The organism is Pseudomonas sp. MPR-R2A5, assembly GCF_058793055.1.
On record NZ_JBXAFK010000036.1, the window covers coordinates 1 to 18,103 of the forward strand.

16 protein-coding genes are annotated in these 18,103 nt (G+C 58.7%); 7 read left to right on the forward strand and 9 right to left on the reverse strand.

Features of this window, described 5'->3' with window-relative positions; genetic code table 11:
- Positions 1-1,254: 1,254 nt before the first annotated feature.
- A complete protein-coding gene (locus tag AC1Q6I_RS23300; RefSeq protein ID WP_102625779.1) occupies positions 1,255-2,967 on the reverse strand; it encodes a tetratricopeptide repeat protein in 1,713 nt (570 codons plus the stop codon).
- Positions 2,968-3,545: 578 nt separating this feature from the next.
- On the opposite strand from AC1Q6I_RS23300, the gene AC1Q6I_RS23305 reads away from it, so the two are divergent.
- Positions 3,546-3,767 carry a hypothetical protein gene (locus AC1Q6I_RS23305; RefSeq protein ID WP_069075489.1) on the forward strand — a complete coding sequence of 74 codons (222 nt, stop codon included), beginning with the start codon at positions 3,546-3,548 and terminating at the stop codon, positions 3,765-3,767.
- Positions 3,768-3,866: 99 nt separating this feature from the next.
- Here AC1Q6I_RS23305 and AC1Q6I_RS23310 read toward each other — a convergent pair whose 3' ends face one another.
- Positions 3,867-5,054, reverse strand: a complete 1,188-nt coding sequence (locus AC1Q6I_RS23310) for an MFS transporter (protein ID WP_102624385.1) — start codon at positions 5,052-5,054, stop codon at positions 3,867-3,869.
- A 493-nt stretch (positions 5,055-5,547) separates the two neighbouring features.
- On the opposite strand from AC1Q6I_RS23310, the gene mqo reads away from it, so the two are divergent.
- Entirely contained in the window at positions 5,548-7,194 is a 1,647-nt protein-coding gene (gene mqo / locus AC1Q6I_RS23315) for a malate dehydrogenase (quinone) (RefSeq protein ID WP_102624384.1), read from the forward strand.
- 77 nt (positions 7,195-7,271) lie between these two features.
- On the opposite strand, the gene AC1Q6I_RS23320 is transcribed toward mqo, so the two are convergent.
- Positions 7,272-7,943 (reverse strand): NADPH-dependent F420 reductase, encoded by a 672-nt coding sequence (locus tag AC1Q6I_RS23320; RefSeq protein WP_069075502.1) that lies wholly within the window; start codon positions 7,941-7,943, stop codon positions 7,272-7,274.
- Positions 7,944-8,042: 99 nt separating this feature from the next.
- On the opposite strand from AC1Q6I_RS23320, the gene AC1Q6I_RS23325 reads away from it, so the two are divergent.
- Together AC1Q6I_RS23325 and AC1Q6I_RS23330 are read left to right on the forward strand one after the other, a co-directional pair.
- Positions 8,043-8,939, forward strand: a complete 897-nt coding sequence (locus AC1Q6I_RS23325; protein WP_102624383.1) for a LysR family transcriptional regulator — start codon at positions 8,043-8,045, stop codon at positions 8,937-8,939.
- A 203-nt stretch (positions 8,940-9,142) separates the two neighbouring features.
- The gene (locus AC1Q6I_RS23330; protein WP_041160867.1) at positions 9,143-9,472 is read left to right on the forward strand and encodes a YXWGXW repeat-containing protein; all 330 of its coding nucleotides are present in this window, start codon (positions 9,143-9,145) and stop codon (positions 9,470-9,472) included.
- 8 nt (positions 9,473-9,480) lie between these two features.
- On the opposite strand, the gene AC1Q6I_RS23335 is transcribed toward AC1Q6I_RS23330, so the two are convergent.
- The 4 genes from AC1Q6I_RS23335 to AC1Q6I_RS23350 form a co-directional block, all read right to left on the reverse strand.
- Positions 9,481-9,855, reverse strand: coding sequence for a hypothetical protein (locus tag AC1Q6I_RS23335; protein WP_102624382.1), 375 nt, complete (start codon positions 9,853-9,855; stop codon positions 9,481-9,483).
- A gap of 35 nt (positions 9,856-9,890) precedes the next feature.
- A complete protein-coding gene (locus AC1Q6I_RS23340; RefSeq protein ID WP_158244435.1) occupies positions 9,891-10,034 on the reverse strand; it encodes a hypothetical protein in 144 nt (47 codons plus the stop codon).
- 57 nt (positions 10,035-10,091) lie between these two features.
- Positions 10,092-11,465 (reverse strand): nucleotide 5'-monophosphate nucleosidase PpnN, encoded by a 1,374-nt coding sequence (gene ppnN / locus AC1Q6I_RS23345; RefSeq protein ID WP_024074128.1) that lies wholly within the window; start codon positions 11,463-11,465, stop codon positions 10,092-10,094.
- Positions 11,466-11,614: 149 nt separating this feature from the next.
- Positions 11,615-12,439 (reverse strand): aspartyl/asparaginyl beta-hydroxylase domain-containing protein, encoded by an 825-nt coding sequence (locus tag AC1Q6I_RS23350; protein WP_024074129.1) that lies wholly within the window; start codon positions 12,437-12,439, stop codon positions 11,615-11,617.
- A 375-nt stretch (positions 12,440-12,814) separates the two neighbouring features.
- Here AC1Q6I_RS23350 and fabV point away from each other — a divergent pair, with 375 nt between their 5' ends.
- Both fabV and AC1Q6I_RS23360 read left to right on the forward strand, forming a co-directional pair.
- Positions 12,815-14,008: an enoyl-ACP reductase FabV gene (gene fabV, locus AC1Q6I_RS23355; RefSeq protein ID WP_102624381.1), complete on the forward strand. Its 1,194-nt coding sequence runs from the start codon at positions 12,815-12,817 to the stop codon at positions 14,006-14,008.
- Between the two features lie 189 nt (positions 14,009-14,197).
- Positions 14,198-14,821 (forward strand): HAD family hydrolase, encoded by a 624-nt coding sequence (locus tag AC1Q6I_RS23360; RefSeq protein ID WP_024074131.1) that lies wholly within the window; start codon positions 14,198-14,200, stop codon positions 14,819-14,821.
- Here the strand turns inward: AC1Q6I_RS23360 and AC1Q6I_RS23365 are convergent.
- Complete coding sequence (locus AC1Q6I_RS23365) at positions 14,818-15,723, reverse strand: LysR family transcriptional regulator (protein ID WP_024074132.1); 906 nt, start codon at positions 15,721-15,723, stop codon at positions 14,818-14,820. The two genes, AC1Q6I_RS23360 and AC1Q6I_RS23365, sit on opposite strands and share 4 nt — an antisense overlap.
- A gap of 103 nt (positions 15,724-15,826) precedes the next feature.
- Between AC1Q6I_RS23365 and AC1Q6I_RS23370 the strand changes: the two genes are divergently transcribed.
- Positions 15,827-16,996, forward strand: coding sequence for an aspartate aminotransferase family protein (locus AC1Q6I_RS23370; RefSeq protein WP_102624380.1), 1,170 nt, complete (start codon positions 15,827-15,829; stop codon positions 16,994-16,996).
- Positions 16,997-17,176: 180 nt separating this feature from the next.
- Here AC1Q6I_RS23370 and punR read toward each other — a convergent pair whose 3' ends face one another.
- Positions 17,177-18,091 carry a DNA-binding transcriptional activator PunR gene (punR, locus tag AC1Q6I_RS23375; RefSeq protein WP_069075506.1) on the reverse strand — a complete coding sequence of 305 codons (915 nt, stop codon included), beginning with the start codon at positions 18,089-18,091 and terminating at the stop codon, positions 17,177-17,179.
- Positions 18,092-18,103: the final 12 nt, after the last annotated feature.

An 18,103-nucleotide genomic window follows, 5' to 3' on the forward strand; every position in this document is an offset into this window, starting at 1 on the left:
TTGATCATTTGGCGAGTTTAAAAGTTGCGCTAGGTGGTATGCCGGGGAAATACATGGCTACTTCAGACCATCCCTAGTTATGGTTTGTATTTTAGGTTTTCTGCCTGCCACTTTCGGCATATGGGTTTGAGGGGATATCAGTTGCTGTGCTGTCTGCATGGTGGAGGCTTCCTGCCAGTATCGCAGATTCCCAATAGTAGGCGCGCCCGCTGGCGATCCACAACTTCTCTCTGCCACCAAATCTATAGCTACGGCCGGACTGGTCAGGGCTGCCCACGATCCACGGAAAGCAGATAACGGATGCGGTTCGCACTGTTTTGGTGCGATTTTGTCCCGGCCAAGTTAGTTGGGCCTTGTCGCGCGCCGTCGTCCCCCCACCTCGCCTGCGGGCTAAATGGGTCGTTATTTCTGCGCCCCTGCGGACCACTCCCGGCGGCTCAGGCTGGGCGCTTGCTTGGCGTTGTGGGGAGGTTGAAAGCCTGCGGAACCCTGCACCGAGGGGGTATTTCTTCGAAAGGTCTGGGGGCGTTGCTGCGCAGGTAGAGGGGGGGTATTTCAAAAAGAGTAATTTCAGTAGCCACGTTTGGGTAATGGGCTGGAGGCCACGTATTCCGTGGGGTTCGGTATTACAAGAAGGAGTAACAGAGAAGTAATTGAAAAGGTAATTTTTTGCCAACATATTGTTTTTAAAGGGTTTTTATAAACATGAGAATTACATTTATAAAGAGTAATCAGATTACTTCAATATTACTTAAAGATTACCTTTTGGTCGTAATAAAAAAACCTTTAATTTCAATGGCTTGGGCGTAAAAAATGGTCAAGATTACTTATGTTACTCTTTTTTTGCCCCCCTCTAGATTTCGAATTCCAGTCACCTAAACGTGTGATGCGCACGCGTACTGAGGTGCACGCTGATGCTCGTGGGAACGGTGTAGGAACACTTTTGCGCGGCTGGCACCGCTGGAGCCCTTGTATTTCGGGGGACGCGGCTAAGCGACTGAGGGTGTGGACGATGTGAGGATTTTTGTTAGAAATGTCCAAATTGCAGTCACTAACGTCGGCTTCAGCGGCCAGTCATGATAGCTTGTTAGGTTTGTTTGAATTCCTAGGGGGCTGATGGCTCGGAATAACTAGTAAGGGTGTGGGGCGCCATCAGAGCCGCTTCCAGAGACGGTTAATTGATAACTCCGCTCCTGCTTAGCTTTATACTGTTGAGTAAAAGGTGGTGGCAGATAATGGCAGCGCTATTGTTTTTTAAGCTTGTTTCATTTTGTCCAATACTTTTTCTAGTTTGCCTTTGTACCAGCTATTGTTGGGTTTGAGTTTTAAGGCCTCTTCGAGAAGGGGTAATGCGTCCTTTTCATTGTTTCGAATTTCGCTGAGAAATACTGCGTAATTTCCCATTAGCCAAGCATTATTGGGTTTTATACCTAAAGCTTTTTTAAATAATTTATCCGCCTCATCATAGTCTTTTCGTTCTGCTATTAGGAAATTTGCGAAATTGCAAATGTTCCAAGTGTTGTTAGGTGCAACTAACATGGCTTGACGATAAAGAGACTCTGCTGCATCGTTGTTGTGCCTTTGATTAACTAAAAAATTTGCGTAGCTACCGACATTAGTGCCATCGTTAGGGTCTAGTTCGATAGATCTTTTATACAAATCTTCTGCCGCATCGTAATCTGCTTTATGGTCCTCAAGAAAACTTGCATAATTCCCGATGTTTCGTGCATTGTTTTTGTCAAGTTCAATGGCTTTGTTGTACATATCTTCAGCCGCCGCTAAATCGCCGACGTCAATATCCAGGAAGCTAGCGTAATGGCCTGCGAGTTCCGCACTGTCCGGGAATTTTTTCATACCTTCTAGATACAAAAGCTTACGTTTATCTATATCAGGTTCTGATTTGGCTTTGGTTTGCCAGGCCCACCAGCTGTGGCTCGAGCTTAAAGACTGCGTCAAAACTTCGCCCGCTTGCTGTTCAGCTGGGGAACCTTGTAAAGAAGACTCTCTGAGTTCATTGGCTTGGTCTCGGTAACGAGTGGCCCTTTCCTGTCCTAGCTTTTCAGTTCTTTCCGCGATGTCCGCAACGTTAAAATTATCGACTAGTTTGGCCGCTAGCTGAAGCATGAATTCATCAAAACCGGGTATCTTTACCAGTAAGCCACTATGTTTACAAAGAACTTCCAATGCTTTTTCTGGTGGAGGGGATCCTGGCCTGTAGCACCATATCATCCTGCCTGCAATATCTCCTGGATTTAGCCCCAGCAACATGTCCATTAAACTGCCATCATTTCCTCCATAGCCAACTACTACGGGTGTGAAATATTGGAATAGCTTTCTCAAAGCAATTTTCCAGCCTTGCTCAAGAGTGGAGACCCCAGCCATATCATTGATTGGATGTAGGTACAAGTCCCGATGTATTTTTGCTACAAGAGGGCGCCGCATTTGAGGTCTGACAAAGCCTGCAAGGGATTCGTGGGCTACTACTAACGGTGATTGATGGGCGTGCATTGCAAGTGCATCTGCTACTAAGTTATCGAAATTGGTGGTTACAACGACTTTGTGTCTTGTGTGTTGAATAATCTCTGCAAGAAGAGAGTAGCCTAGGCTTGGGGATTTACCCTCCATAGCTGACTCTAATTCAGCGTATCCTGCCTCGCGGTCACCTTCAAATCTCCGCTCAAATATCTGTGGGTAATATGCTGACGCGTTTTGGATTGTGAGTTCACCATCGCTTATTCCGCAGCTTGCTATCCACTGCTCGATCGGGCTTCCGTCCGCACACTCACGAAGGTGAAGATCTTTTAACCATCTTTGGGCTAAACCCTGACCAGTAGGAATCCCTGAAGTAAACGAGGCTCCGGCACCAAGAATGAACGCAAACTGTCTGTCCTTCATAGTGTGATGAATGCGTTTCATCTCGTCTAAGACACCGTCTAAAGTCCACTCAGTCACCCTCGAATCGGTCATGTTCGCCTCCTTGCTAATACTCAATGATCCAAATTTTGCAGGTATGGTGGCACGGAGCCATCGATGCAATCTACCTAAACAGAGATTTTTCCAACGATTTATCGTGAACCATGGTGGTGATTGGTACGAAAATGGTACGCGCTTTCAAGGCGCAGCCATTTCGCTATTCAGAATCGGGCAAGTTGGAAGAAGTTGTTCCAATCCATCATCGGGGCGACGGAGAAGCGGCGGGAGAGTGGGGCGGTTTGTAGGGGCATGGGGGATCTGAGTTAGCGAGGCGAATGTGGCGCAGTTTATCAGGGATGCATCGTGGGTGTCGGGGAGGCGTGTTTCGCGCCATTCACTACTCAACAGCTAATAGACCTGAGCGCTCTACTCGTCAGCCGAGCCCAGGAGCACGTCGCGCCTACCGCCAGCACGGCCACAGCCAGCCCCCCAACCCCGCCGCCTTACCCCAAGGCGGCAACCTGAACCCTCCCTGTCACCCGGTAAAGTTTCATAATTCCCTTCGCCTTTGAGGTCTACGATCGTCCCCAAGAGAGGCCCCCCGCGCCTCCAGTCCACAGGGAACTGAAAACATGATCTCGAACCTTGTCAAAGTCGTGATGATTGCTGGCACGTTGCTGTTGGGCGCTTGCTCTTCGGGTTCGTCTGGCGTGAGCAGTGACCCTTGCTTTTCGGGCGGGTGCCAGGCGTTTGGTGACCACAGCCCCAGCAAGGCCGCGAAGATGAATTTTGGCGGCAGTGGGTTGGGGAGTAGTTATGGGGAGTATGGGTCGGGGTTGTTGCATGATGATTGATGGGGTGGTGGGTCAGGCGTTGGTGTGTTGACTGACCCACTGCTATCGGGGCAAGCCCCCTCCCACATTCGATCTGTGGTGGGGGCAGAATTGTGGGTTTTAGTGCCCGCCCCGCATGCGCCGCGCGACCAGGTAGATACCCAGGCCAACCAGTGCCGTAGCCGCGCCGATGTAGCCAGTGCTGGTCCAGCCCAACCCTGCTGTAATCGCCATCCCGCCAAACCACGGCCCCAGTGCATTCGCCAGGTTGAACGCCGCGTGGTTCGACGCGGCAGCCAGGCTCGGTGCCTCATGGGCAATATCCATCAGGCGGATCTGCAACGGTGCGGCCAGCGACACCATGGTGCCCACCAGGCCCATGCTCAGCAGCACGCCCCATAGCGATGAGGCCGCGAAGGGGAAGAACAACAACACCGCCATCGACCACACCAGAATCCAGCCCACCGCGCGAAACTGCATGCGATCAAACAGTTTGCCGCCGGCGATGTTGCCGATAATTCCACCGACGCCAAACGCCGCCAGGCCAAATGGAATCCATTGTGGCGAGACTTTGGTCACTTCCAGCATGGTCGGCGCCAGGTAGCTGAATACGCAGAACATCCCGGCAAAACCGATGGCGCCAATCGACAGCGCCATCCACACCTGGGGTTTGGTGAAGGCGCGCAGTTCCTTGCGCGGGTCGCTGCGTTGTTCGTCGTGGCGGTGGGGGACGAATTGCCAGACCAGGGCGATGGTGAGGAGGGCTATCACGCTGACCAAGGCAAATGCAGAACGCCAGCCCAGGTGTTGGCCGAGGAAGGTGGCGATGGGGTTGCCGAGCAGCATGGCCAGGGTCAGGCCCATCATGACCCGCGCCACGGCGCCGGCGCGTTTGTGGTTGTGCACCATGCTGGAGGCGACCACGGCGGCGATGCCGAAGTAGGCGCCGTGGGGCAGGCCGCTGATGAAGCGGAAGGCGACCAGCGAGCCGAAGGTCGGGGTGAAGGCGGTGGCGAGGTTGCCCAGGGCGTACAGGCCCATCAGCAACAACAGCATATGTTTACGCAACAGCTTGGCACCGAGGATGGCCAGCAGCGGTGCGCCGACCATCACGCCCAGGGCGTAGGCGCTGATGGCGTGACCGACCTGGGGTTCACTCAGGTTCAAGTTGCGGGCGATGTCGGGCATCAGGCCCATGATGGCGAATTCGCCAGTACCGATCGCGAAGGCGCCCACGGCCATGGCAGCTTCCATTTTGGCGGCACTGCGCGCGGGCAGCACGTGCCCAGGTGTTTGCTGGATAGTCATGGGTAACTCTATTGGGATGAACGGCACGAAGGACAGCCGCCGATGCTACGCAAGCAGCGACGAAGGTGTCTAGAACAGCCTTTTTTGACAGAGTTCAGTTTGATTAAACACCCTGTGACCCCACGTCGCGCTTGCCACGCTTGACAGCGGCGCGGCAAAACCCGCGATTTAGAGCTGTCAATTGGCCAAACGACGCATAAACGCCGTTTAGCGTGATATTCTGCGCGCCATCTTGGTCTGGTCTTTCCCCGGTACGTACACCCGTATACGTCCCGGCGGTCGGCTGTCGCCCAGGTAGCTGAAGCCAATAATGATAAGAAGTCAGCGCAGAAGGGACATAAAAGTGAGGTCGATACGTCGGCCTTGTGTGCCCACCCTGCGGTCTTGAAGTGAATGCGCAAACCCCACGTTGCGTTGCCTGGCGCAGCGTGAAGGAGGGTTGCCCATCATCAGGGGCAGTGGGGCGGATGGCGTTTTATCATAGGTGCTACCGATGTTTAAGAAAGTAAACACGGCCCTGCTGGGGCTGGCTTTGTCGATGGGGATCACGTCCGTTCACGCGGAAGAGGCAAAGAAAGTCGATGTGCTGCTGATCGGCGGCGGCATCATGAGTGCGACCCTGGGTGTATGGCTCAATGAGCTGGAACCAGGCTGGTCGATGGAAATGGTCGAGCGCCTCGACGGCGTCGCCGAAGAAAGCTCCAACGGCTGGAACAACGCCGGTACCGGTCACTCGGCCCTGGCTGAGCTGAACTACACCCCGGAAGACAAGAACGGCAACGTTGAGATCCCGAAAGCGGTCGAGATCAACGAAGCGTTCCAGATCTCCCGTCAGTTCTGGTCCTGGCAGGTCCAGCAGGGCGTGCTGAAGAACCCGCGTTCGTTCATCAACTCCACACCGCACATGAGCTTTGTGTGGGGCGATGACAACATCAAGTTCCTCAAGAAGCGCTACGAAGCCCTGCAGGCGAGCCCGCTGTTCGCCGGCATGCAGTACTCCGAAGACCCGGCGCAGATCGCCAAATGGGTTCCGTTGATGATGGAAGGGCGTGACCCGAACCAGAAAATCGCGGCCACCTGGACCCCGATCGGCACCGACGTGAACTTCGGCGAGATCACCCGCCAGTTCGTCGCTCACCTGCAAACCACGCCGAAGTTCGACCTGAAACTGTCGAGCGAAGTGCAGGACATCACCAAGAACGCCGACGGCTCGTGGCGTGTCAGCTACAAAAACCTGAAAGACGGCACCAAGACTGAAACCGACGCCAAGTTCGTGTTCATCGGCGCTGGCGGCGGTGCCCTGCACTTGCTGCAGAAGTCGGGCATTCCGGAAGCCAAGGAATACGCGGGCTTCCCGGTTGGCGGCTCGTTCCTGGTCACCGATAACCCGACCATTGCCGAGCAGCACCTGGCCAAGGCCTACGGTAAAGCTTCGGTTGGCGCGCCACCGATGTCGGTTCCGCACCTGGACACCCGCGTGCTGGATGGCAAGCGCGTGATCCTGTTTGGCCCATTCGCAACCTTCTCGACCAAGTTCTTGAAAGAAGGCTCGTACCTGGACCTGCTGACCAGCACCACCACCCACAACATCTGGCCAATGACCAAAGTCGGTATTCGTGAATACCCGCTGGTCGAGTACCTTGCCGGCCAACTGATGCTGTCGGATGACGACCGCTACAACGCCCTGAAAGAGTACTTCCCGAACGCCAAGAAAGAAGACTGGCGCCTGTGGCAAGCCGGTCAGCGCGTGCAGATCATCAAGCGTGACGAAGAGCAGGGCGGCGTCCTGAAACTCGGTACCGAAGTGGTCAGCTCCGCCGACAACACCATTGCCGGCCTGTTGGGTGCATCGCCAGGCGCATCGACTGCGGCGCCGATCATGCTGACCGTGCTGCAGAAAGTGTTCAAGGACAAGGTTGCGACCCCTGAGTGGCAGACAAAACTGCACCAGATCGTGCCAAGCTACGGCACCAAGCTGAACGACAGTCCTGAGGCTGTTGCCAAGGAATGGGCCTACACCGCCGGTATCCTGCAACTGACCCCACCGCCTGCGATTCCGCAACTGACTGCTCCAAAAGCCACCGAGGCTGCCAAGCCTGCGGCCGCGCCGAGCAAGCCAGCGTCTGACCTGGCGCTGTAAGCAACGCCTGATATCAGGTAACGCTTAAAAAGCCCGCTGAACCGGTAACGGTCAGCGGGCTTTTTGTGGGCGGCTGTTTAACTGTGGGTGTGCTCCCGGCTGACCGGAGGCAGTTCAACCGTGCGCTCGGCCGCGGCCAGGGCCGCCCTCAACCCGGCCTGGTCCAGCGGCACGCAATACGCCGGTTTGGCGCGCTCGAACCGCCAGCTTTCATCCAGGTTGCCGGCGTCCACGGCATCGAAGCCCAGCTCGTCGAGTAAGCCGATCACCTGGGCTTTCGCGCCAGCATCATCGGCGGCCACCGGCAATGCGCGGCGGTCAGGGGCACCGTGGGGGCGGGCGTGCTCGGTCAGGTCGGTCGCGAAGATCGCATTGAACACCTTGACCACCTTCGAATGGGAAAAATGCTCGGCGAGCAGCCGGCTGGTGGTGGTTTCAAAACGGTCGAGCGCGGGGAAATGCCCGTCACGCTCGGGGTAGTAGTTGTTGGGATCCAGTATTGTCTTGCCCTCCAGCCACTGCGCGGGAATGCTGCGGTAATGCTCAAACGGAATCGCCACCAGCACCACGTCCCCGAACTGCGCGGCATCTTGCGCACTGCCCACTTTGACGCCGCGAATACCGCTGAGCACGCTGCTCATGGTCTGCGGGCCACGGGAGTTGCTCAGCATCACCTCATGCCCTGCAGCTAAAGCCAGCTGGGCCACGGCACGCCCGATAAAGCCCGCGCCAATCACGCCAATCTTCATGGTCTTGCTCCTTTTGAACAGGGGAGCCGTTATGATGATTGGCAACTGTTTGGCGATAAATAATTGTTATGGCGTGGGTGTTGTTACTGGGAGTAGGGAATGATGGACCGTCTATCCAGCATGAATGCCTTTGTGGTCGCCGCCGAGTTGGGCTCATACGCCCGCGCTGCCGAGCGCTTGAACATGTCGGCGCAGATGGTGGCCAAACACGTTGCCGCGTTGGAGCAGCGCCTGGGCGCGCGCTTGCTCAATCGCACCACGCGTCGACAAAGCCTCACCGAGTTGGGCAGCGCGTATTACGAGCGGTGCAAACATATCCTGACAGAGGCCGAGGCGGCTGATTCCCTGGCGCAGATCATGAATGACACGCCGCGTGGCAAGCTGAAAATCACCGCGCCGGTCACTTTCGGCTCCTACAGCCTGATGCCGCTGATTACCGCTTTTTTGCGCGATAACCCGCAGGTGCAAATCGACCTGCACCTCACGGATCGTTTCGTCGATTTGGTGGAGGAGGGCTATGAAGCGGCGTTTCGCATCGGCCCGCTGGCCACCACCGGTTTGACCGCCCGGCCACTGGCGCCTTACCGCCTGGTGGCCTGCGCGGCGCCGGCGTACTTGGCGGCCCGCGGCATGCCGCTGGCGCCGGCCGACCTGGAGCACCACGAATGCCTGGGCTACGCCTTCTGGTCACGCCCCGCGGATCGCGAATGGGTGTTTTACCAAGGCTCGACACCGCACACAGTGAAGGTCGCCAGCCGGTTGCAGATCAATGAAAGCCGGGCGTTGATGACAGCCGCGCTGGACGGTTTTGGCATCGTCCTGGGCCCGGAAGACTTTCTGCGCGCGGCATTGGCCAGGGGCGAGTTGGTGCAGGTGCTGCCGGACTTCGAGGCTCCCAGCCGGCCAATGCATCTGGTCTACACCGCCCACCGCCAGCGTACCGCCAAGTTGCGAGGGTTTGTCGAGGCGGTGCTGGAGCGTTTCGGCCCGGCATGAGGGCGAAGAGGTGCAAACGCCGCGGTGTTGCGGGTACGCCTGAAGCGACCGGCCGTCGCGTGCGCTTTTTGAGGCGAGTGGGTTCAGCAACCTGACAGACACCACCTGTTAAAAAAGAACCCAGGCCATGCAGGAGCGCGGCTGGAACCAGGGGGCATTTTTTACTGATACAGGTGTTGGGTGTTAGCGCCCGAGGGGTTTGTATGTTGTTACGTTATGCAGCATTGGCGGCCATGGTTGTCGCCGCATCCGGGTGTGTGCAAGAGCGTGTCGTGCATGAGCGGCGCCCGGTGCAACGTGAGTATGTCGAGGTGGTCGCGCCACAGCCGCCGCCGGTTCAAGTGATTGAAGTCGAGCCTGCGCCACGCTACGGCTATATATGGTCGCGCGGTTACTGGCGTTGGGACGGTGGGCGCTACGTCGCGGTGCATGGCCATTGGGAGCCGGTGCGCGAAGGCTATCGCTACGTGCATCCGCACTGGGTGCAACGCAATGACGGTTTCCACTGGCAGGTGGGTGGCTGGGTTCGCTGAAGCCCTGCCTAGGTCGGCTTCTTCGTACCCAGGAGCCGAACCTCCCGCAACAGTGCCGCCCCCAGTTGGTCGGTGCCCAGTTCCCGATAGCCCACGGCCTTGACCTCACCGTTTTCCTCGGCCTGGATGAGGATCACCGGGGTTTCCTTGCCGGTCGTTTCATCCACATGCATGGCGTACTGGGGAATATCCAGTTTGATCGGGGTGCCCGCCGCCTGGCCTTTGACATTGATCAGGAAGGCGGCACACCCGCTGTCGACATCCGCACTCGTGGCGGAGCGGCCGCTGACAAAGCAGGTGGGCGGCAAGTCGGGCCAGGCGATGGTGTCAGCCAGGACGAGGGTCGGCGTCATGACCAGGGCTGCGAGAAGAAGCGTGCGCACGTGAGGCGTTCTCTGGATCAAGGGAAGATGCGGTTTTACCAAAGCCTGCTCGCGGCCGCAACGCTGCGATCGCGGGTGGGCAGCAGGGTCTCCAGTACCCGCCCCCACTCCACGATTGCCTGGGCCGCTTTCTGGATGTGGGTGAGTCCGAACAGGTCAAACCCTGGACCGAACTTCACTCACACCCTTCCATCGGGTTCCCAGCGATACAAACCATGGCCGACCGCAGTGCCGGTTTATTGCACCACGCGGTAGCACGGCACATAGGCCGCGCCGCCTGGCAGCTTCATACGGTGCTGGGCGACGAAGGCCTGTAGCAGCTCGTCCAGCGGTTGCATGATGGCCGGGTCGCCGTGGATCTCGTACGGGCCGTTCTGTTCGATCAGGCGAATGCCCTTGTCCTTGACGTTACCCGCCACGATCCCCGAAAACGCACGACGCAGGTTGGCCGCCAGCTCATGGGGCGGCAGCGCGTGGCTCAGTTGCAGGCTGGCCATGTTTTCGTGGGTCGGGTCGAATGGGCGCTGGAAGCCTTCGTCGATCTTCAACAGCCAATTGAAGTGAAACGCGTCGTTGCGCTCGCGCCGGAACTGCTTCACCGCCTTGAGCCCGGCGGTCATCTGGCGAGCCACTTCGGCCGGGTCGTCGATGATGATCTGGTAGTGCGCCTGCGCTGCTTCGCCCAGGGTTGCGCCGACGAAGGCGTGCAGTTGCTGCAGGTACGGCGCGGCGTGTTTCGGCCCGGTGAGGATGACCGGAAATGGCAGGCCACGGTTGTCCGGGTGCATCAAAATACCCAGCAGGTACAGGAACTCTTCGGCCGTGCCGGCACCGCCTGGGAAGATGATGATGCCGTGGCCGACGCGCACGAAGGCTTCCAGGCGCTTCTCGATATCCGGCAGGATCACCAGCTCGTTGACGATCGGGTTCGGCGCTTCGGCGGCGATGATGCCGGGCTCGGTCAGGCCCAGGTAGCGCCCGCCGGTGATGCGTTGCTTGGCGTGGGAAATGGTCGCGCCCTTCATCGGCCCTTTCATTACGCCGGGACCGCAGCCGGTGCACACATCGAGGCTGCGCAGGCCCAGTTCGTGGCCGACCTTCTTGGTGTATTTGTATTCTTCGGTGTTGATCGAGTGCCCGCCCCAGCACACCACGATCTTCGGCTCGACACCCGGGCGCAGCGTGCGCGCATTGCGCAGCAGGTGGAACACGTAGTCGGTGATGCCCTGTGAGTTGCTCAGGTCGATGCGCTGGCTGTCCAGCTCGTTCTCGGTGTAGACGATGTCACGCAAGGCGCTGAACAGCATCTCGCGGGTGCTGGCGATCATTTCGCCATCGACGAACGCATCGGCCGGCGCGTTCAACAGTTCCAGGCGTACGCCACGATCCTGCTGATGAATGCGCACTTCAAAGTCTTTATAGGCGTCGAGGATGGTCTTGGCGTTGTCGATATGCGCGCCCGTATTGAGGATGGCCAGGGCGCATTGACGGAACAGGGTATAGATGCTGCCGGAGCCGGCTTCGCTCAGTTGCTGGACTTCACGTTGGGAGAGTGTTTCGAGGCTGCCCTTGGGGCTGACGGAGGCGTTGATGACTTGACGTTGGGGCATTCTGGTTCCTTGAAAGCGCAGCCACCGCGCCCTTCAGCGGGGCGATGGCTTGAGAATGGTGGGCGCCGAATTCGGTCGCACGAGACGGTTATTCTGGCCGCCTCGCGGGCAGGGCGCAAACACCGTCCAGCACCATCATGCCGCAGAACTTACTGAATCAGCTTCCAGTTTTTGTAGAAAACCCGACGCAGGGTGAATACCAGGCCGGCAAAACCCGCGATCACGGCGTTGAGGACCGAGGGCAGCAAGGTCGGCCGCACGATATCAATGAACAGGCAGTAACGTTTTGCGTCGTTCTTGTTGAAGGACGCATGCATCAACGTGTCATCGAAAATAAACAGCGGGTCGTCGTGCCAGTAATGCTTGTGCTTGCCGACCTGGATATACACGCCGTCATGGTGAGGCGCCGGCGCCATGTTGTAGAGCACCCGGAACATCATGCGCAGGGGCCCGAAGTGAAAGGACGTCGAGCGGTTTTCGTTGAACACCGAAACCCCGATGGTCTTCACGAACGGCAGCTTTTTACGCAGTTCCGGGATGTCCAGGGTGGTTTCGATCGGGCGGCCATACCACTGGAAAAACAGCATGCCGCGTTTCTTCTCGGCCATGCGCTCGTCCAGGTAGCCGATGATTTCATCCTTGTGGGCCATGGCATCGTTGATCACCTGTTGCAGGTCTTCACGCCAGGCGGGCGGCAGGTCGCGCATCGTGTAGACATGGCGATTGCGGCTGCTCAGCAGGTCGAACAGGGTGTTGAACGGCGCCAGCAACCAGGTATTGCGGCCGCTGCCGATAAAGTATTTCTTGAAGGTATCGCGGTCATACAAGCCGTTACGCAGGAAGTCATAGACACCGCAGACCAGTACCAGGCCGAGGAAGACCGCCGTGGTCAGGGGGAACAGGAAAATAAACAGCAGCACGCCGAGCACCCAGGCGATCGACACTGCTTTCTTGCGTAACGCGGACTTGCTCATGAAACTCAGCTCCAGCTGGACGCCATTCGACAGGTACGGTTCCGTGGCTGCGAGTGGTGGGGTTTTGAAACATATTGAAACAACCCCGCCATGATAAGGCGTTATCAGTCGGTTGGGCGTTTTAAATATTGCAAAATTGTGAAGGGATTGAACAAATTTTCACGAATAGCGTTTGCTGCGAAAACGGCGCAGGACGCGTGGCGATACCCCGAACGTTAGCAGGGATGCGCAGAAAAGCGCGGCGCCGATTGGATTTTGTAAACAGAAGATTTGCGACTATCGTGACGCTTCGGTTTTTTGGACGTCATAGACCGGTACGATTGAAGTTGAATGGCCACCATTGGCCTTCGGCACCTTGGAAGAGGCAGAAATTTTATGATCATCAAACCGCGGGTTCGTGGCTTCATCTGTGTGACCGCTCACCCTGTTGGCTGTGAAGCGAACGTCAAGGAACAGATCGACTACGTGACTCAACACGGCGTCATCGAAGGCGGCCCGAAAAAGGTGCTGGTCCTCGGTGCTTCCACCGGTTATGGCCTGGCCGCGCGCATCAGTGCCGCGTTTGGCTGCGGCGCCGACACCCTGGGCGTGTTTTTTGAGAAAGAAGGCGAAGAGGGCAAGTTGAGTTCCGCCGGCTGGTACAACAGCGCCGCGTTCGAGAAGTTTGCCGTCGAAAAAGGCCTGTACGCCAAGAGCATCAACGGTGATGCGTTCTCCGACGAGATCAAGCGCCTGACCATCGACACCATCAAGAAAAACCTGGGCAAGATCGACCTGGTGGTCTACAGCCTGGCCGCGCCACGCCGTACCGACCCGCAGGGCGTGGTGCACAACTCCACCCTCAAGCCGATCGGCAAAGCCGTGACCCTGCGTGGGATCAACACCGACAAGGGCGTCGTGGTCGACACCACCCTGGAACCGGCGACCCAGGAAGAAATCGACGGCACCGTGAAAGTCATGGGTGGCGAAGACTGGCAGCTGTGGATCGACGCCCTGCGTGACGCCGATGTACTGGCCGAAGGCGCCAAGACCACTGCGTTCACCTACCTGGGTGAGAAGCTGACCCAGGACATCTACTGGAACGGTTCCATCGGCGAAGCCAAGAAGGACCTGGACAAGAAAGTCCTGACCCTGCGCGACAACCTGGCTGCGCTGAAGGGCGACGCTCGTGTGTCGGTACTCAAGGCCGTGGTGACCCAGGCCAGCTCGGCGATCCCGATCATGCCGCTGTACCTGTCGTTGCTGTTCAAGGTGATGAAAGAGCAGGGCACCCACGAAGGTTGCATCGAGCAGGTCTACGGCCTGTTCAAGGACAGCTTGTACGGCAGCCAGCCGAAGCTCGACGCCGACGGCCGCCTGCGCGCCGACCTGGCCGAACTGGAGCCGAAGGTCCAGGACGCCGTGGCAGCACTGTGGAACCAGGTGACCGACGACAACGTCAACGAGATCAGCGATTTTGCCGGCTACAAGGCTGAGTTCCTGCGCTTGTTCGGCTTTGAGATCGATGGCGTGGACTACGAGGCTGACGTGAATCCGACCGTTAAGATCAACGGCCTGGTCCAAGCCTAAACACGCTCGAAAAAAATGTGGGAGCGGGCTTGCCCGCGATCGCGGTTTGTCAGTGCTGGATGTTTCGGCTGACACCCTGCAATCGCGGGCAAGCCCGCTCCCACATTCGTTGTGTGTTAAGCCTTTGCCGCTGCCGCCATCGATCTGCCAGACTCCATCGGCTATCAACTCACGCTAACGGAGGATCTGATGACGATTCGTGCAGTCGTTTTTGATTTTGGCGGTGTCCTGTTCGATTGGAACCCGCACCACCTGTACCGCAAGCTGATTGCCGACGATCACGAACGGCAGTGGTTCCTCGACACCATCTGTACCCAGGCCTGGAACACCGAGCAGGACGCGGGTCGTACCCTGGCCGAGGCTACGCGCAGCCTGGTCGCGCAATACCCCCAGCACGAAACCTTGATCACGGCCTATTACGACCGCTGGCATGAAATGCTGCGCGGCCCGTTACCGGAGGGCGTGGCCATTCTCGAGGCGTTGCATCACGCCGACATGCCGCTGTTCGGGCTCACCAACTGGTCGGCCGAGACGTTCCCCTATGCGCGGGCCAACTACCCGTTCCTGCAGTGTTTTCGCGACATCGTGGTCTCCGGCGAGTTGAAGCTGATCAAGCCGGATGCCGCGATCTATCACGCCAGCCTCGCCCAGGTGCGTGCTCATCTGCCGGATATCCAGCCGAGCGAAGTGGTGTTCATCGACGACGTCGCCGGCAATATCGAGGCGGCTGTCGCCTTGGGTTGGCAGGGCATTCATCATGTGTCCGCCGAACGCACGGCCGCCCGCTTGCGGGAATTGGGCGTGGGCTTCTAGCGCGCCCACTGTTCCATGACGAAATCCACAAAGGCGCGCAACTTGGGCAGGCGATAGCGGTCCTGTGGGTACAGCAGGTGCATGGGGCGGCTGGGCAGTTGGTAGGTGGTCAATAGGGCCACCAGCTTGCCGGTTTGCAGGTCGGGCTGCACCAGGGCATCCGGCAGCATAACGATGCCCATGCCTTGCACTGCGGCCTGGCGCAGGGCTTGCGAGCTGTTGATGGTCAACGAGCCCGATACTGGAATCTCCACCTCGCCCTCATCCCCGGTCATGCGCCACAGTTTGTCGGCGTTGCGCCAATCGTCGGTCGACGGGTAGGCGAATGCCAGGCAGTCATGCTGTTGCAGATGCTCGGGCACCTGTGGCATGCCGTGTCGCGCCAGGTAATCCGGCGAGGCGCACAGGGTCATGGTGTAATCCTGCATGGGCCGTGCGATCAAGCTTGAGGGTTCCAGTTCACCCAGGCGGATCGCCACGTCGAAACCGCTGTCGACCAGGTCCATGCGCTGGTTGCTGAGCACCACGTACAGCTTGATCTGCGGGTAGCGCCGGGAGAACTCGCTCAAGGCCGGTGCCAGGCGTTCGGTGCCGAAGGCGGGGGGCGCCGTGATGCGCAGAGTGCCGCGGGGGACGTCGCTGTGGGCCTGTTCGGCCAATTGCTCGGAGTCGGCCACCAACCCCAGCACTTCCAGGCAACGCTGGTAATACTGCCCACCGAACTCCGTCAGGCTTTGCTTGCGCGTGGTGCGCTTGAGCAGGCTGACTCCCAGCCGTTGCTCGAGCGCGCGCAGGTGGTTGCCGACCATGGTGGTCGATATTCCGCAGGCGTGGGCGGCGGCGGTCATGCTGCCGCTCTCGACCACTTTCACATACACCGACATCGCCTGGAATAAATCCATTATCAAGCCCTGGTTCAAAGTCATTGCAGGAAAGTGCAGTTTATCCAGCTCAGGTGGCTAACGATACTGGGATCGTCCCCAAGATGCCCTGGAGCTTGCCACCATGACCGCCGCCTGCCTGATGACCACCTACCAACCCCTGGCTCTGAGCTTTACCCGTGGCTTGGGCACGCGCCTGTGGGACCAGCAGGGGCGTGAATACCTGGACGCGGTGGCGGGCGTGGCGGTGACCAACGTTGGGCACTCCCACCCAAAACTGGTAGCAGCCATCAGCGAACAGGCCGGCTTGCTGTTGCACACCTCCAACCTCTACAGCATCGACTGGCAACAACGACTGGCCCTGCGCCTGACCCGGCTGTCCGGCCTGGACCGCGCCTTCTTCAACAATTCCGGTGCCGAAGCCAATGAGACGGCACTGAAGCTGGCGCGCCTGCATGGCTGGAAAAAGGGCATCGAGCAGCCGTTGGTGGTGGTGATGGAAAACGCCTTCCACGGCCGCACCCTCGGCACCATGGCTGCCAGTGACGGACCGTCGGTACGCCTGGGCTTCCAGCGTTTGCCGGGGGATTTTCTCAAGGTGGGTTTTGGCGACCTGGCAGCCCTGGAGGCGCTGACTCAGCAGTTCGGCCCGCGTATTGCCGCTGTCCTGTTGGAGCCTATCCAGGGCGAAAGCGGCGTGATGGTCGCGCCGCCGGGTTATCTGAAAGCCTTGCGCGATCACTGCTCGCGCCATGGCTGGCTGATGATGCTCGATGAAATCCAGACCGGCATCGGACGTACTGGCGCTTGGTTTGCCTTCCAGCATGAAGGCATTGTTCCGGACGTGATGACCTTGGCCAAAGGCCTCGGCAACGGCGTACCTATCGGCGCGTGCCTGGCTCGGGCTCACGTGGCCGAGCTGTTCACGCCGGGCAGTCACGGCAGTACCTTTGGCGGCAATCCGCTGGCGTGTCGCGTCGGCTGCACCGTGCTCGACATTATCGAAGAGCAGGGGCTGTTGCAGAACGCCGCGCAACAGGGGGAGCGCCTGCTGGCGCGGTTATGGGTGGAATTGAATGAGCACCCGCAAGTGCTGGCGATTCGCGGGCAAGGCCTGATGATCGGGATCGAGTTGGCCAGCCCTTATCGCGACCTGGCCCAGCGTGCCGCCCAGGAGCATGGGCTGCTGATCAATGTGACGCGGGGCAAAGTCATTCGGCTGCTGCCGCCGCTGACCCTGGAGGCCAAGGAGGTCGAGATGATCGTGCGCGCCATCACGCGTTTACTGGATTGAAATGGGATCTGATGCCCGTCAGTTAAGCGTACATCGCCAGCGGGCTTGCTCGCGAAAAACGTCAACGATAGCGCGTGCTTCCTGAATGGACGCGGCGCCTATGAGTTTTTCGCGAGCAAGCTCGCTCCTACAAAAAACCTTAACGGACTGGCCCCCCCACACAACGGATCCCGGTGATCTTCAACGGTCACTCCCATTCAACCACTCCTGGTTCATCGTCTCGGTGTCGCCCAAGTACTCCAGCAACCAACGCATGGCGGGGGACACCTTGTTCTGCGCCCACGCCACGCACGACGGGCTGGCGGGGAAGGGGCGGCTCAATTGCAGGGCCACCAGTTCACCGCGTTCGATCCAGGGCAGCACTTGATGCGCTGGCGCCATGCCAACGCACAGGCCATCGCGCAGGCAGTCGATCGCCGAGGCCCAGTTAGGCACCACCAGGCGGCGCTGGTTGTCCAGGGTCCAGGTGTCGCGCTTGGGCAGGTTGCGTGACGTATCGGTCATGCACAGCGAGGCGAAGGGGCGCAGTTGGTCGTCATTGAGCAAGCCTTTGATGCCGGCGAGCGGATGCTGGCTGCTGACCACGCACAGCCAGTTCAACAGCCCCATGTCGCGAAAGGTGAAGTGACTGGCCACCGGCACCGCGCTGGTGGCGCCGATCACAATGTCGGTACGTTCATCGGCCAGGGCGTCCCACACGCCGTTGTACACCTCGTATTCCAGCAGCAATTCCACCTCGGGAAACTGTCGATAGAAATCCAGCACCAATTGCCGGCAACGCTGGGGTTTGACGATGGAATCCACCGCGACCTTCAACTGGCCGCTCCAGCCATTGGCCACCTGCTGGCACAAGCGCCGTGTACCGAGCATTTTTTTCATCACGCCCCGCGCTTCATCTATAAATAGACGGCCAGCGGGGGTGAGTTCGACATCGCGATGGCGCCGCACAAACAACGGCACGGCCAGCCACTCTTCCAGTTGGCGCACCGTATAGCTGATGGCCGATGGCACGCGGTGCAGTTCCTGGGCCGCAGCGCTGAAGCTGCCGTGGCGCGCGACCGCATCAACCACATCCAGGGAGTATTCGGACCACATACACACTGCCTT

Bases quoted from the DNA above. Each gene is read 5' to 3' on its own strand.
- fabV (WP_102624381.1), top strand. From the start codon at position 12,815: ATGATCATCAAACCGCGGGTTCGTGGCTTCATCTGTGTGACCGCTCAC.
- AC1Q6I_RS23365 (WP_024074132.1), bottom strand. From the start codon at position 15,723: ATGGATTTATTCCAGGCGATGTCGGTGTATGTGAAAGTGGTCGAGAGC.
- AC1Q6I_RS23300 (WP_102625779.1), bottom strand. From the start codon at position 2,967: ATGACCGATTCGAGGGTGACTGAGTGGACTTTAGACGGTGTCTTAGAC.
- AC1Q6I_RS23360 (WP_024074131.1), top strand. From the start codon at position 14,198: ATGACGATTCGTGCAGTCGTTTTTGATTTTGGCGGTGTCCTGTTCGAT.
- ppnN (WP_024074128.1), bottom strand. From the start codon at position 11,465: ATGCCCCAACGTCAAGTCATCAACGCCTCCGTCAGCCCCAAGGGCAGC.
- AC1Q6I_RS23350 (WP_024074129.1), bottom strand. From the start codon at position 12,439: ATGAGCAAGTCCGCGTTACGCAAGAAAGCAGTGTCGATCGCCTGGGTG.
- punR (WP_069075506.1), bottom strand. From the start codon at position 18,091: ATGTGGTCCGAATACTCCCTGGATGTGGTTGATGCGGTCGCGCGCCAC.
- AC1Q6I_RS23320 (WP_069075502.1), bottom strand. From the start codon at position 7,943: ATGAAGATTGGCGTGATTGGCGCGGGCTTTATCGGGCGTGCCGTGGCC.
- AC1Q6I_RS23305 (WP_069075489.1), top strand. From the start codon at position 3,546: ATGATCTCGAACCTTGTCAAAGTCGTGATGATTGCTGGCACGTTGCTG.
- AC1Q6I_RS23325 (WP_102624383.1), top strand. From the start codon at position 8,043: ATGATGGACCGTCTATCCAGCATGAATGCCTTTGTGGTCGCCGCCGAG.
- AC1Q6I_RS23370 (WP_102624380.1), top strand. From the start codon at position 15,827: ATGACCGCCGCCTGCCTGATGACCACCTACCAACCCCTGGCTCTGAGC.
- mqo (WP_102624384.1), top strand. From the start codon at position 5,548: ATGTTTAAGAAAGTAAACACGGCCCTGCTGGGGCTGGCTTTGTCGATG.
- AC1Q6I_RS23330 (WP_041160867.1), top strand. From the start codon at position 9,143: ATGTTGTTACGTTATGCAGCATTGGCGGCCATGGTTGTCGCCGCATCC.
- AC1Q6I_RS23310 (WP_102624385.1), bottom strand. From the start codon at position 5,054: ATGACTATCCAGCAAACACCTGGGCACGTGCTGCCCGCGCGCAGTGCC.